The organism is Streptomyces sp. 15-116A, assembly GCF_025290915.1.
In the GTDB taxonomy this organism is placed as follows: Bacteria; Actinomycetota; Actinomycetes; order Streptomycetales; family Streptomycetaceae; genus Streptomyces.
On record NZ_JAOCQE010000171.1, the window covers coordinates 1 to 13,665 of the forward strand.

The window sequence follows — 13,665 nt, forward strand, 5'->3', positions numbered from 1 at the left end:
GCAGCCCGGATACGGCGCCGCGCCGGGCAGCCAGGGGTACGGCACCCCCTCCGGCGCCGCCCCGTTGCCCCCCGCCTCTCCCGAGGGGGCGACGCAGTATCTGCCGCCCGTGTCGGGTGGGGGTGTTCCTGAGGGGGTCACTCAGTACATACCGCCCGTCGACGAGGGGGCGACTCAGTACATACCCCCGGTGACCGCCGGGGCCTTGCCGCCCGAGATGTCGGGTGGGGAGGACTCCGAGGAGACGCGGTCGCTGCGGCGGCCGCCGGCCGGAACCCCGCAGGGGCCCGCCGGGAACCCTGACGCCGAGGCCACCCAGTACATACCGCCGGTCGCCGACGGGCAGCCGCCCTTCGGCGCCCCGCCCGGTGACGGCAACCGGCAGCCGCCGGCCGAGTTCGACAACCTCTTCCGCAGTGACAGCGCCGGCGGCCCCGTCGGCTCCACCCAGCAGCTCCCGCGCGTAGAGGAGCCCCAGCCGCCCCGCCCCGCGGGGACCGGCGGCCGGGGGGGTCGTACCGGCTCCCGCGTACCGCTGATCGCCGTGGTCGGCGTCGTGATCGCCGCCGTCGGCATCGGCGCGGGCGCCCTGCTCGCCGGTGACGGGGGAGACGAGGAGGCGGGCGACAAGAAGCAGACGGTCTCCGCGACCGCCCCCGCGAGCGAGCAGACCTCCGCCTCGCCGTCCAGCGACCCGGTCCGCGAGCAGGCCGTGGCCCTGGACAAGCTCCTCGCCGACAGCGGCGACAGCCGCACCACCGTGATCAAGTCGGTGGCCGACGTGAAGGCCTGCCGCAACCTCCCCCAGGCGGCCAAGAACCTGCGGGACGCGGCCAAGCAGCGCACCCAGCTGGTCACCGACCTCTCCAAGCTGTCCGTGGACCAGCTGCCCAGCCACACCGAGCTGACCACCGCCCTCACCAAGGCGTGGCAGGCGTCGGCGTCCGCCGACAACCACTACGCCCTCTGGGCCGACCAGGTCGCCGGCGCCAAGGGCAAGATGTGCAAGAAGGGCCAGGCCCGCGCCACCGGCCAGACCCAGGCCGGCAACCGGGCCAGCGGCACCGCGACCGCGGAGAAGGGCAAGGCGGCCCCGCTGTGGAACGCGATCGCGCGGCAGTACGGCCTGACCGAGCGCCAGCCGACCCAGCTGTGACGGCCCCCTGACCCTCCGGGCGGCCTCACACCAGGCCGCACCAGGCCGCACCAGGTCACGCGGGTCACACCAGGTCGGCCGCCCGCAGGGTCTGCGTCACGTCGGTGAAGCCCTTGCGCGCCGCGACCAGCCGGCCGTCCCGGACCACCTGCTGGGTCACATGGGCGTTGACCATGCGCGGGAAACCGGCGGCGGCCAGCTCGGCCTGCGACTCCCACCGCAGGGTGGGGGTGAGCCCGCCCGTGGTGACCTTCAGCCCGCTGTCCAGCGTGTCGGCGAGCTTGTCGGCGCTCACCTCGCCGTCGCCGAGCGACTCGACGACCTGCTTGAAGACGGTGTAGGCGATCCACGTGGTCTGCACCCCGGCGTCGGCCGGATCGATCCGGTTGTCGCCGAACGCCTCCTTCTTGATCACGTCCTTCATCGCGTCCCAGCGCTTGTCGCTCGCCTGCGGGTACCAGCCGATGACGTACGACCCCTCGTACGGCCCCGACGCCCCGCCGGACGCGTTGATCGTGGTCTGGTCGACGCTGCCCAGCACGGTCGCGGTGCGCACCTCGGGGTAGTCCTCGCGGGCCCGCCGGAAGGAGTCCATGAAGGTGCCCGTGCGGTCGCCGAGGGCCGGCACCACACAGCCCTGCCGGGCCGGGTCGGCGGTGGCGCGCTGCAGCGCCAGCTGGGCGTGGCCGTCGTACGCGGTGGCGTCCTCCGCGGCCCGCTGGTCACCGGCCGGCTCGTGGTCGCCGGCGGTGAGGCCCGAGTTCAGGAGCGGCGGCAGCTGGTCGCCGGCGATGGTGTCCGGGCGGATCAGGGTGACCGGCCCGCAGCTGTCGGCGAGGGCCCGCCCGAGACCGGCCAGCAGCGCGGGCTGTCCGCCGTTGACGGGGTAGGACAGGGGGCTGGTGAACTCGTTGTTGGTGATGCCGTAGCCGCCTATGTAGGGGATGCCGGCGCTCTCCAGGGCGGGCAGGAAGGAGTCGGCGTGCTGGCTGTAGGAGCCGACGACGGCGACGACCTCCTCCTCGATCGCGCGCCGGGCGCACCGCGCGGCGGCCACGGAGTCGTTCTGGTCGTTGCAGGTCAGCACCTTCAGCTCGCGGCCGTTGAGGCCGCCCTGGGAGTTGACCCAGCGGGCGTAGGAACGGGCGAATGCGGGCATACCGGGCTTGTTGGTGGTGTCGGTGTTCTCCGGGGCCCAGGTCATCACGGTGATCGGGTCGTCGTCCCCGGAGCCCCCCGTGACACCGGGGACGACCCCGCAGCCCGTGGCGAGCGACACGCACGCCACCAGTGCGCCCGTGGTCAGGGCACGGGCTCTGACGGGCCGGGTGAGGAGGCGGGGGAGGAACGTGCTGCGGTTACGTCGCCTGCCGGTCATGGACACGCACGATTCCGTCACACGGCCAACCTTGAGGTGACCCTTGGTCAACGAGCGGTGACGTGGAGGTGAATTGCGGGGTCCGCTGTGAGACGCGCGGGGCCGAAACGTACGATCGACGACCGTGCAAGGTTCGGAGAACTCTTCCCGTCGCGGCCGTCGCTCCTCCACCATGGGCGGCATGCCACTCAACGACATGCCGTGGTGGCGCTGGCGCAGCAATGTGCGCTCCGCGCTGCACATGCTCTCCGACCCCGTGTTCCAGCGAGACGTCTGGCTGGCCGGGGTGGACGGCTACGGTGACGTCACCGACGCGGTGTACCGGCTGGTCGAGGACACCTGGCTGGACAACTGGTCGGCGGAGAAGTACGTCGGCACGATCTTCCGCGACTCGCAGGAGGCGGCGCTCGTCGACACCGCGGTGCTGCGGGTGCTGCGGATCATGCACCAGGTCGGTCCGGACGCGCCGGTCACCGCGTACCTGGAGAACGCCGGGTGGCCGGAGGCGGTGCGGGCCGCGCGGGACGCGCACGTACGGATGGCCACGAGCGACGGGGAGGACCCGGACGCACCGCCGCGCACGCTCGAGGTGCTGCGGATCCTGACGCGGACCGCGTGAGCGCTGGTGCGTGACCGTTCCGCGTGACGGAACGCTCCGTCGGGCGCCGGGACGGGTGTGGGACCCTTTTCTCCATGAACGAGCAGCCCACCCGAGCAGCGGCCCCGGCCGGCCAGGCCGACCAGTACGTCCTCACCCTGTCCTGCCCCGACAAGCAGGGCATCGTGCACGCCGTGTCGAGCTACCTGTTCATGACCGGCTGCAACATCGAGGACAGCCAGCAGTTCGGCGACCACGACACCGGACTGTTCTTCATGCGGGTCCACTTCTCGGCGGAGCCGCCGGTGACGGTGGAGAAGCTGCGGGCGAGCTTCGCAGCGATCGGCGACTCGTTCCAGATGGACTGGCAGATAAACCGCGCCGACGAGAAGATGCGGATCCTGCTGATGGTCAGCAAGTTCGGGCACTGCCTGAACGACCTGCTGTTCCGGGCGCGGATCGGGGCGCTGCCGGTGGAGATCGCCGGAGTGGTGTCCAATCACACCGATTTCGCCGAGCTGGTGGCTTCGTACAACATCCCCTTCCACCACATTCCGGTGACGAAGGACACCAAGCCGGAGGCCGAGGCGAAGCTGCTGGAGATCGTGCGCGAGGAGAGGGTCGAACTCGTCGTCCTCGCCCGCTATATGCAGGTCCTCTCCGACGACCTGTGCAAGCAGCTGTCCGGGCGGATCATCAACATCCATCACTCGTTCCTGCCGAGCTTCAAGGGTGCGAAGCCGTATCACCAGGCGCATGCGCGGGGTGTGAAGCTGATCGGGGCGACGGCGCACTATGTGACCGCGGATCTCGATGAGGGGCCGATCATCGAGCAGGAGGTCGAGCGGGTGGGGCACGACGCCACGCCGGATCAGCTGGTGGCGGTGGGGCGCGACGTGGAGTGCCAGGCGCTGGCGCGGGCCGTGAAGTGGCATGCGGAGCGGCGGATTCTGCTGAACGGGCGGCGGACGGTCGTTTTCGCCTAGGAGCTCGGGGGGTTCTGTTTCCGGGCGGCTGCGGGTCGTGTGTGGTTGCTCGCGCAGTTCCCCGCGCCCCTTAAGTAGGTCGACTGCACGTACTAAAGGGGCGCGGGGAACTGCGCGACCAGCCCCCACGCACCCGCACTCGCCGGCGAAACAGCCAACCCACCCCTACATCCTGCTCAAGCTCGCCGCAGCCAGCAGCACATCCCTGATCGCCTCACGATCACCCACCTGCCCCGCCGCAGCCTCCAACGGCGGCACATGCCCCGCAGCCAGCCGGCAGAACTCCGCCCCGTCCAGCGCCACATGCGCCACCTCATGCTCGGCAGAGCCCTTCGCCGCAGGCGAGTCCAGCGGGATCAGCCACTCCCCACCCCCCGACCCCTCGATCTCCAGCCGCAGACTGCGCCCGGGCTCTCCGGCGGCGACCAGACGGCGTTCCACAGGGGACGCCAGCCCGGCCCGCCGGCGCGCCTGCAGCACCGTCGGCAGCAACCGCGCGGCCAGATCGACCATGCGGTGCAGATGCCGGCCGGAGGGCGGATCGTACGGGTAGTCCACCGCGTCGGCGATGTCCTCCGCGTGCACCCAGCACTCGAACGCCCGGTCCAGCATCGCGTCGTGCAGCGGCAGCTCGAAATCGCCGTACGGCACCGGCATGCGCCCGCGTGCGTCCTCGCCGCCCGTGAAGGACACCGTGCGCACGAGGTTGTGGGACTGCTCACGCCACGGCGCCCGCACGGAACGGGTGGGCGGGAAGTGGGCGGCCCGCCAGTACGCCTCGGTGCGGGACGCCGGCGTGGGCCGCTCGGCGGTGACGTCGCCGAGCGGGTCGTCGAGGCCGAGGGAGACGGCGACGAGTCCGTCGACGGTCATCAGGTGGGCGATGACCCCGGCGACGGTGGTACGGCGGGTGGTCGCCTCGTCGGACTCGTACCAGCGCAGCCGCACCGGCGCGTGCCACTCGGCGTCGCCGAAGTCCTGGAGCAGCGCGTCGAGGCGCGCGGTCTCGGCGTCGTAGGCGGCGGCCCACTCGGGGACGGGGATGCGCGGCGGGCGGCGCTCCAGGCAGGACTCGAGGACGCGGGTGCGCAGCGCAGGGTTGAGGTCGAGGCTCTCGGGACGCTGGAGCAGGCCGACCGCCTCCCGCAGCCGCAGCGCCTCGTCGGCGCAGGCGCCGCACTCGCCGAGATGCTCCTCGACGGCCGCGGCCTCCTCCGGCGCACAGGCGGCCAGCGCCCACGCCCCCAGCAGCGACTTCAGCACCGGATGCTCCAGCACCAGGGGTTCCACGCCGCCCTGCGCTCCCGGCTCCGGCAGCGGCTCCCCCGTGTCCTCGACGGAGTTCCGTGGCAGTGGTATGCGCGGTGCGCGGTCGGCGTCGTCGTACGGCTCGAAGTGGCCCTCCGTCATGCCGCACCCCCGATTTCGGGCGGGGCGCCCGGGGGGCCCGGCATGCCCGGGGACGCGGTGTCGTGGGCCGTGGCCAGCAGCTGGAGGCCGAGGCGGAGGCGGCGGCGCGCCTCGTCCTCGGTGACGCCCAGGTCCGCGGCGGTCTGACGGTAGTCGCGGCGCTTGAAGTACGCCGATTCCAGCGCGGCGCGCAGCGGCGCCGGCATGGACTGGACGATGTAGTCGGCGCGGGCGGCCACGGACGCGTGGCGCACCTTGCGCTCCAGGTCCTCGGTGCTGCCGGGGCCGCCGCGGGCGAGGGCGGCGGTCTCGGTGGCGCGCAGGCGCTGGACGGCCAGCCGGTGGGCCAGCGTGGCGACCCAGGTGCGCAGCGGTTCCCGCTTGGGGTCGTAGGCGTCGGGGTGTTCCCAGACGTGGGCGAAGACATCGCGCGTGATGCCGTCGGCGGCGTGTTCGTCGCCGAGGACCCGGTGGGCGAGGCCGTGGACGAGGGACGCGAACCGGTCGTAGAGCTCACCGAGGGCGGCAGCCTCCCCGCGGGCGAGCCGCTGCTGCATCTTGCGGTCCCAGCGGGGCGGTACGTCCCTGGTCGCCATATGACCCCTCACCCCCAGTTCCTCCCCCGGCACCCCGGCCGGGTGCCGCGCCGCCCGGATCCAGCGTGTGCCTGCCGTCGACACGAATGTAGTCGGCACGTCCGACAGTTCACGCCCCCTTGTGGCAATGTGCGCCCCCTGCCGGGCCGCGGATGGTAAGGGCTCCCGGCGCGCACGTCGGCAGCCGTTCCAGCCGCGCCTACCCAGCCGCATGCCGATCGGAACCGATCGAATCGGATCGAAGTCGACTGAAACAAGCCTTTTCCGTTCGGTAACCGTTTCTCGGCTCGTGTTTCAGGGAACCGCCGGTGGGCAGCCGCGCAGCAAGGAAGCGTAGGTACTGCTTCCGTTTCGAGAGCGAGGGGCGTGGTGGTGAGTTTCCATGTGACCGACCAGGAGCAGGGCGAATGGACTGTGCTCCGGGTGTCGGGCGAGCTGGACCTGGTGACCTCCCCGGTGCTGCGCCAGCGGGTGCACGACGTCGTGGCCGACGGCAGGCACAGCCTCGTCCTCGATCTCTCCGAGGTGTGGTTCTGCGACTCCAGCGGCGTCGGCGTCCTGATCGCCGCCCGCCGGCTGCTGCGCTCCTGCCAGGGCACTCTGCGGCTGATCCTGCCCGCCCAGGGCGCCGCCGACGGCAGCCACGTCAACAGGGTGCTCGGCGCGCTCGGCGTCCGCCGCCTGTTCGACATACACCCCGACGTCACCTCGGCCGTCTCGGACGACTCCCGTCCCCTGTCGGCCTGAACCGCGCCGGCTTCGGCAGCGAGTGGCCTCTGCCACGTCGGACACGCTGTTGTCGCGGAATTTCACCGGTCTTGGCACAAGCGTCGTTTCCCGGCTCCCCGGCCCACCCGGACGACGTACGCTCCGAGCGAGACGTCCCCGACCTAAGGCGGCCTGAAGAAGACATGGTCACCAGCGAGTACGAGCGCAGGATCGCGGCCCGGTTCGCCACCTTCGACCAGGACGGCAACGGCTATATCGACCGCGAGGACTTCAGCGGAGCGGCCAAGGCGCTGCTCGCCGAGTTCGGCACCGCTGCCCGTTCCGACAAGGGCCAGTCCCTGTACATCGGGGCCGAGGCGTTCTGGCAGGGCATGGCGGGCATCGCGGACCGCGACGGTGACCAGCGCATCACCCGCGAGGAGTTCGTGAACGGCGCCCTCAAGCGGCTGCGCGACAACCCGGACCGGTTCGCCGAGATCGCCCGCCCCTTCCTGCACGCGGCCCTCGCCGTGGCCGACACCGACGGTGACGGCGCGGCCACCGTCGACGACACCGCCCGCGTCCTCAAGGCGCTCGGCGTCCCCGAGGACACCGCACGCGCCGCCGCCGGCACCCTCGACGCGGACGGCGACGGCAGGGTCGTCGAGGAAGAGATCGTCCAGGCCTTCGCCCGCTACTTCACCGTTCCCGAGTAGCACCGCCCCCGAAGCGCTCGCGCAGCTCGTCCTTGAGCACCTTGCGCAGGGTCTCTCCGCGCGGAAGGGCGTCCACCACCTCCAGCCGCTCCGGCAGCTTGTGCACGGACAGCCCTTCCGCGCGCAGATACGCGGTCACCGCCTCCAGGGACGGCGCCCCGGCCCCCGGGGCCCGTTCCACCACCGCGCACACCAGCTCGCCCCGCTCGGCGTCGGGCAGCCCGATCACCGCGACGTCCTGGACCGCCGGATGCCGGTGCAGCGCGTCCTCGATCTCCTTGGCCGAGATGTTCTCGCCCTTGCGGATGATCACGTCCTTCAGCCGCCCGGTGAGCACCAGACGCCCGCTCCCGGTGAGCCGCCCCAGGTCACCGGTGCGCAGGAAGCCCTCCTCGTCGAACGCCTCCGCCGTCTGCCCGGGATCCAGATAGCCCCGGCACACCGCCTCGCCGCGCAGGCGTATCTCCCCGTCGACGATCCGTATCTCCATGCCCTCGGGTGGCCTGCCCTCCGTCGTCGCCAGCTGTTCGTCGGTGTCGTCCGGCGAGCCCATGGTGATCATCGGGACCTCGGTCATGCCGTAGCCGTGCGCGAGCCGCACGCCCATCTCCCGTACCACGGCGTGATACAGCTCCGGCGGTTTGGGCGCCCCGCCGCCCGCGAGCAGCCGCAGCGTCGGCACGACCGGAGTGCCGGGCCGCTTGCGCTGCTCGGCGAGGAACATCGAGTAGAACGCCGTCGACCCGCCCGCGATGGTCACGCCGTGCGCCCGGTACTCCGCCAGCGCCTGAGGCAGCGCGAACTGCTCGAAGAGCACGGCCGGGAAGCCGTGGATCAGCAGCATCACCGTGTAGTCCGCGCCGCCGATGTGCGCGTACGGGAACGCGATCGAGCCGACGTCGGCGGGCGTCGGCCGCAGGGCGTGGGCCAGGCAGGAGCCGCCCGCGATCAGCGAACGGTCGGTGTGCAGCACGCCCTTGGGCGCGGAGGTGGTACCCGAGGTCCAGTAGATCCAGCGGACCTCCGTCCCCTCGGCGGGCGGCGGGGGCAGTGCGGAGGGATCGGCGTCGGGCAGGCCGTCGTACGCCTCGAAGATCCCCTTCGCGCCCAGGCGCCGCACCATCTCCGTGTGGTCGTGGCCCCGCCACACCCCCGGTACGGCCACGTACTCGGCCCGGGACTCGCGCAGCGCGAAGCCGACCTCGCGGTCCCGCAGAGAGGGGATGAGCGGGCTCTGCACGGCGCCCAGGCGGGCCAGCGCGAAGGACAGCAGAGCCGTCTCGATGCGCGTCGGCAGCTGCCAGGCGACCACCGTGCCGGGACGTACGCCCATGGCGTGCAGGCCCGCCGCGACCCGCTCGGCCCGGTCGCGGAAGCCGCCGAACGTGACCGCGCGCCCGCCCTGGAGGAACAGCGGGCGGTCAGGGGTGAGGCGGGCGCGGCGGTCGAGCAGTTCCCACAGCGTGGCCGAGGAACTCAAGGAGTGCGGGGTCCCGTTCATGACTGCCCCCTGCTTGGCTGACGGACCGTCAGGTGGGATGCTATCTGACGCACCATCAGATACATAGACGCATACCGTCCGGCGGAGGGGACCCATGACCACGGAACTGCCCCGCATCATCAGCGTCGACGACCATGTGATCGAGCCCGCCCACCTCTTCGAGACCTGGCTGCCCGCGAAGTACCGCGACCGCGGACCGAAGCCGCTCACCGCCGGAATCGGCGAACTCGCCTACGTCGGCGGCACATACCGCGTCACCATGGACCCGGACGGCCCGCCCGCCGACTGGTGGATCTACGAGGACCTGCGGTTCCCGTACAAGCGGAACATCGCCGCCGTCGGTTTCGACCGCGACGAGATGACCCTGGAGGGCATCACACGCGCCGAGATGCGCCCCGGCTGCTGGGACCCCGCCGAGCGCCTGAAGGACATGGACCTCAACCACGTCGAGGCCTCCCTGTGCTTCCCGACCTTCCCCCGCTTCTGCGGGCAGACCTTCGCCGAGGCGCACGACAAGGAGGTCGCCCTGGCCTGTGTGCGCGCCTACAACGACTGGATGGTCGAGGAGTGGTGCGGGGACAGCGGCGGCCGGCTCATCCCGCTGTGCCTGATCCCGCTGTGGGACGTGCGGCTGGCGGTCGCCGAGATCGAGCGCAACGCCGCGCGCGGGGTGCGGGCGGTGACGTTCTCCGAGATCCCCACCCACCTCGGGCTGCCGTCGATCCACTCCGGCTACTGGGACCCGTTCTTCGCCGCCTGCCAGGACACCGGCACGGTCGTCACCATGCACATCGGGTCCAGCTCCCAGATGCCCGCCGCCTCCCCGGACGCCCCGCCCGCCGTCCAGGCCTCGCTGTCCTTCAACAACGCCATGGCCTCGATGATGGACTTCCTCTTCAGCGGCGTCCTGGTGAGGTTCCCCCGGCTCACCCTCGCCTACAGCGAGGGCCAGATGGGCTGGATCCCCTACGCCCTGGAGCGCGCCGACGACGTGTGGGAGGAACACCGCGCGTGGGGCGGCGTCCGCGACACGATCCCCGAGCCGCCGTCGGCGTACTACTACCGGCAGATCTACTGCTGCTTCTTCCGCGACAAACACGGCATCGCGTCCCTCGACGTCGTCGGCCGGGACAACGCCACCTTCGAGACCGACTACCCGCACGTCGACTCGACCTTCCCGCACACCAAGGAGGTCGCCCTCGACCATGTGAAGGGCCTCGACGAGGAGACGGTGTACAAGCTGATGCGGGGCAACGCGATCCGGATGCTGAGCCTGGATCTCGTGTAGCCCATGGACCTGACCGACACCCCAGAGGAGGCGGACTTCCGCGCCCGGCTGCGCGTGTGGCTGTCCCGCGTCCTGCCCACGCTGCCCCCGCAGCCGTCCCCGGACGACTGGCCCGGGCGGCGCGCCTACGACGTCGGCTGGCAGCGGACGCTGTACGACGCCGGGTACGCCGGTGTCCACTGGGACGCCTCCCCGGCCCTGCGGCTGATCTTCCTGGAGGAGACCGAGCGGGCCGGCGCCCCCTATGTGGGCGCGAACTTCGTCGGGCTGCTGCACGCCGGGCCGACCATCGCCGCCGAGGGCACGGCCGCTCAGCGGGAGCGCTGGCTGCCGCCGATCCTGCGGGGCGAGGAGGTGTGGTGCCAGGGCTTCAGCGAACCGGACGCCGGGTCCGACCTCGCGGCGCTGCGCACACGCGCGTGGCGCGACGGCGACCACTACGTGGTGAGCGGGTCCAAGATCTGGACCTCGCACGCCGAAGTCGCCGACTGGTGCGAGCTGCTGGTCCGGACCGACCCGCGCGCGCCGAGACACCGGGGCATCACCTGGCTCGCGCTGCCCATGGACACGCCGGGCGTGACCGTACGGCCCCTGAAGACCCTCGCGGGGTCGGACGAGTTCGCCGAGGTGTTCCTCGACGAGGTGCGGGTGCCGGTGGCGTACCGGATCGGCGCCGAGAACGACGGCTGGCGCGTCACCATGGTCACCCTGTCCTTCGAACGCGGCACGGCCTTCGCCGGCGAGGTGGTGGCCTGCCGCCGTGTCCTGGCCGAACTGGCCGCCCGCGCACGCGAGAACGGCCGCTGGGACGATCCCGCCCTGCGCCGCCGGCTGGGCGGGCTCAACGCCGAGTTCCGGGCGCTGTGGCGGCTGGTGCAGTGGAACGTGAGCGCGGCGCAGCGACCGGACGCCGTGCCCGGGGTCGCCGGTTCGGTCTTCAAACTGAGGTACTCGCACGCCCGTCAGGAGCTCTACGACGCCGCCGCCGACGTCCTCGGCCCGGACGCGCTCGATGCCGCGCGGCCCTGGACGCGGGACCGGCTGAGCTCCCTGTCGTACACCATCGCGGCCGGCACCTCGCAGATCCAGCACGGCATCGTGGCCGAACGGATCCTGGGCCTGCCGAAAGGACGGTGACCCCCGTGCGCTTCCACCTCACCGACGACCAGAAGGCCCTCAAGGAGGGCGTACGGCGGCTGCTGGAACGGCGTTTCGACCGCGCGGCGCTGCGGGCGGCCGTGGACCGGCCCGGGTGGCTCGACCGGGAGCTGTGGCGGGCGCTGGGCGAGGCCGGGTTCTTCGCGCTGCGGCTGCCCGAGGCGGACGGCGGCGTCGGACTCGGGCTGCCCGAGGCGGTGTTGGCCTTCGAGGAGGCGGGCCGCGCCCTGCTGCCCGGACCGCTGGTGGCCACCCACCTCGTGGCCGGTTCCGTGCCGGGTGCGGCCACCGGCGAGACGGTCGTCGCCGCCGTCGACGGACCGCTCGTGGAGTGGCTGACCCAGGCGGACGTGGTCCTCGGCGACGCCGCCGGCGCCGTACCGCTCGACTCCGTGGACCCGCTGACCCCCCTGCACCGGGCGGGACGGCCCGGAACGGCCCACCCGGTGGCGGTCCTCCTCACCGCCGCCGAACAGCTCGGCACCGCCACGCGCGTGTGCGAGCTGGCGGCGCAACACGCCCGGACCCGGGAACAGTTCGGACGGCCCATCGGCGCCTTCCAGGCCGTCGCCCACCTGTGCGCGGGCATCCACGTCCGGGCCGAGACGGCCCGCGCCGCCGTCTACGGCGCCGCCGTCACCGCCGACCCGGCCGACATCACCGCCGCCCGGCTGCTCGCCGACGAGGCCGCCGTGCGCGGCGCCCGCGACTGCCTCCAGGTGCACGGCGGCATGGGGTTCACCTGGGAGTCGGACGTGCATCTGCACCTCAAGCGCGCCTGGCTGCGCACCCGTCGTGCGGGCGGAGTGACGGAGAGTGAGGAGCTGCTCGCTGCGGATCTGCTCACGCGCGGGGCCTGAAGCGCGTCCCGCCTGCGGTGCTGCCGTACGCGCGCGTGCCGGATGTCGCCGATCGTGGCATCACGTGATCACGGAGCGTCGATACCGGGTTGTGTCCTGCGGGCGTCTCGTCACGGCCCGGAGTCGGCGGTCGGCTCGGGTACCTTGTGTGAGATGCGAGTGGATGTGAGCGCGCGCCGAGCGGCCCGGCCGACGGTTGCCGCGTGTTCGACTCCCCACGGCGAGCGTCGCACAGTATGCCGCACGGGTACTCCTTCGCGCTGGAATATGCCCGAAGCGCTTGTTGACGTGACTGTACGTCAACCATGCTGTCCCACAAGGGACTCACGTTCCGTGACCCCTGTCCCGGCCGTTGTTCTGGCCATGCAGAAAATGGCTACGATCGTGGCCCTCGTGAGGCGCGAGTCCAAGTGTCCGCCGGTTCGGATGGTGTGAGCGGTGCAGGTGCTTCAAGTGCAGCTGGAGATCCGGCCCGACCCCGCTGAGGTGGGTCGGGCCCGGCGATGGGCCCGCTCACGTCTGGCCGGGTCCGGGATAGAGGCCGACGAGTCTCTCGCCGAGACCCTGATCCTGCTCGTCTCGGAGCTCGTCACCAACGCCGTGGTACACACCGGCTGTCCGGCCGTCCTGCGCCTGTCTCTGCCGGGTGCCGCGGCCGACGAGACCACCGCCGTCCGCCTGGAGGTGGCCGACCGCAGCGGCCGGGCACCGGTCCCGCGCTGCGTCGACGGCGACGCGACCGGCGGCCGCGGACTCGCCCTCGTCGACGGCCTCGCCGACCGCTGGGGCTGGAGCGCCGAGGACACCGGCAAGCGCATCTGGTGCGAACTCGACCGCTGCGCCGACGCGCGGACCGCCGCGGCGCCGGCGTGTGCCGGGGGGACGGCGACGTACGACGGGCTGGCGTACGAGGCGGTGTGAGGCGCCGCGGGCGTGCCGGTGACCGGAGTGTGAGAGTGCGTCGTCCGTGTCCGGCGGTGGCGTGGGGGCGGTGCACAGGGGCACGGTGGCCGGGTCGGGTGAGGCGGGGGATGGGTCGGTGCGCCGGGTGTGCTTCCGTGCGCGGTGGGGCCTGAGCTGGGGTGATGTCGTACCCCGCCCCTTAGCCGTGGCCTTGTCATTGACGTGGCGTGACCGTCTGATCACGCTGGTCGTCAGCGATTCGCCGCGAGGGGACGGCGAGGGCTCCGACGGGAGTCCTCGGCGAGTGTGGGTCGTGACATCGGCGCGGATTCCCTCGGGGTCTTCGGGGAATCGGGGCGGGAGCGCCGAAGGCAGGAAGCGGGCGGCGCTGCCGTGCTCGGGGCGGG

Annotated in this window: 12 protein-coding genes and 1 pseudogene; 9 read left to right on the plus strand and 4 right to left on the minus strand. The window is 72.2% G+C overall.

All coding sequences use genetic code 11. The annotated features are described in order from the left end of the window. Window positions 1–1,156 (plus strand): annotated as a pseudogene (locus tag N4P33_RS23650) (hypothetical protein); the annotation flags it as partial. Between the two features lie 64 nt (window positions 1,157–1,220). On the opposite strand, the gene N4P33_RS23655 reads toward N4P33_RS23650, so the two are convergent. After that, a complete protein-coding gene (locus N4P33_RS23655) occupies window positions 1,221–2,534 on the minus strand; it encodes an ABC transporter substrate-binding protein (protein WP_260828701.1) in 1,314 nt (437 codons plus the stop codon). A gap of 172 nt (window positions 2,535–2,706) precedes the next feature. On the opposite strand from N4P33_RS23655, the gene N4P33_RS23660 reads away from it, so the two are divergent. Beyond that, on the plus strand, window positions 2,707–3,153 hold the full coding sequence (locus tag N4P33_RS23660) for an SCO4402 family protein (protein ID WP_260828703.1): 447 nt from the start codon (window positions 2,707–2,709) through the stop codon (window positions 3,151–3,153). Window positions 3,154–3,227: 74 nt separating this feature from the next. After that, the gene (gene purU, locus N4P33_RS23665) at window positions 3,228–4,118 is read left to right on the plus strand and encodes a formyltetrahydrofolate deformylase (RefSeq protein ID WP_260828705.1); all 891 of its coding nucleotides are present in this window, start codon (window positions 3,228–3,230) and stop codon (window positions 4,116–4,118) included. A gap of 165 nt (window positions 4,119–4,283) precedes the next feature. On the opposite strand, the gene N4P33_RS23670 is transcribed toward purU, so the two are convergent. Together N4P33_RS23670 and N4P33_RS23675 are read right to left on the minus strand one after the other, a co-directional pair. After that, entirely contained in the window at window positions 4,284–5,528 is a 1,245-nt protein-coding gene (locus N4P33_RS23670; RefSeq protein WP_260828706.1) for a zf-HC2 domain-containing protein, read from the minus strand. After that, entirely contained in the window at window positions 5,525–6,124 is a 600-nt protein-coding gene (locus tag N4P33_RS23675; protein WP_260828707.1) for a sigma-70 family RNA polymerase sigma factor, read from the minus strand. The genes N4P33_RS23670 and N4P33_RS23675 overlap by 4 nt, the downstream gene beginning before the upstream one ends. Window positions 6,125–6,490: 366 nt before the next feature. Between N4P33_RS23675 and N4P33_RS23680 the strand changes: the two genes are divergently transcribed. Both N4P33_RS23680 and N4P33_RS23685 read left to right on the plus strand, forming a co-directional pair. Further along, window positions 6,491–6,871 (plus strand): STAS domain-containing protein, encoded by a 381-nt coding sequence (locus N4P33_RS23680; RefSeq protein ID WP_260828709.1) that lies wholly within the window; start codon window positions 6,491–6,493, stop codon window positions 6,869–6,871. A gap of 164 nt (window positions 6,872–7,035) precedes the next feature. Continuing rightward, on the plus strand, window positions 7,036–7,548 hold the full coding sequence (locus N4P33_RS23685; protein ID WP_260828711.1) for an EF-hand domain-containing protein: 513 nt from the start codon (window positions 7,036–7,038) through the stop codon (window positions 7,546–7,548). On the opposite strand, the gene N4P33_RS23690 is transcribed toward N4P33_RS23685, so the two are convergent. Further along, entirely contained in the window at window positions 7,532–9,049 is a 1,518-nt protein-coding gene (locus N4P33_RS23690) for a class I adenylate-forming enzyme family protein (protein ID WP_260828713.1), read from the minus strand. The two genes, N4P33_RS23685 and N4P33_RS23690, sit on opposite strands and share 17 nt — an antisense overlap. A 94-nt stretch (window positions 9,050–9,143) precedes the next feature. On the opposite strand from N4P33_RS23690, the gene N4P33_RS23695 reads away from it, so the two are divergent. The 4 genes from N4P33_RS23695 (at window position 9,144) to N4P33_RS23710 (ending at window position 13,276) form a co-directional block, all read left to right on the plus strand. Continuing rightward, on the plus strand, window positions 9,144–10,337 hold the full coding sequence (locus tag N4P33_RS23695; protein ID WP_260828714.1) for an amidohydrolase family protein: 1,194 nt from the start codon (window positions 9,144–9,146) through the stop codon (window positions 10,335–10,337). Between the two features lie 3 nt (window positions 10,338–10,340). Next, entirely contained in the window at window positions 10,341–11,474 is a 1,134-nt protein-coding gene (locus N4P33_RS23700) for an acyl-CoA dehydrogenase family protein (protein WP_260828715.1), read from the plus strand. A 5-nt stretch (window positions 11,475–11,479) separates the two neighbouring features. Beyond that, on the plus strand, window positions 11,480–12,355 hold the full coding sequence (locus N4P33_RS23705; protein WP_260828716.1) for an acyl-CoA dehydrogenase family protein: 876 nt from the start codon (window positions 11,480–11,482) through the stop codon (window positions 12,353–12,355). 453 nt (window positions 12,356–12,808) lie between these two features. Continuing rightward, window positions 12,809–13,276, plus strand: coding sequence for an ATP-binding protein (locus N4P33_RS23710; protein ID WP_260828717.1), 468 nt, complete (start codon window positions 12,809–12,811; stop codon window positions 13,274–13,276). Window positions 13,277–13,665 lie beyond the last annotated feature (389 nt).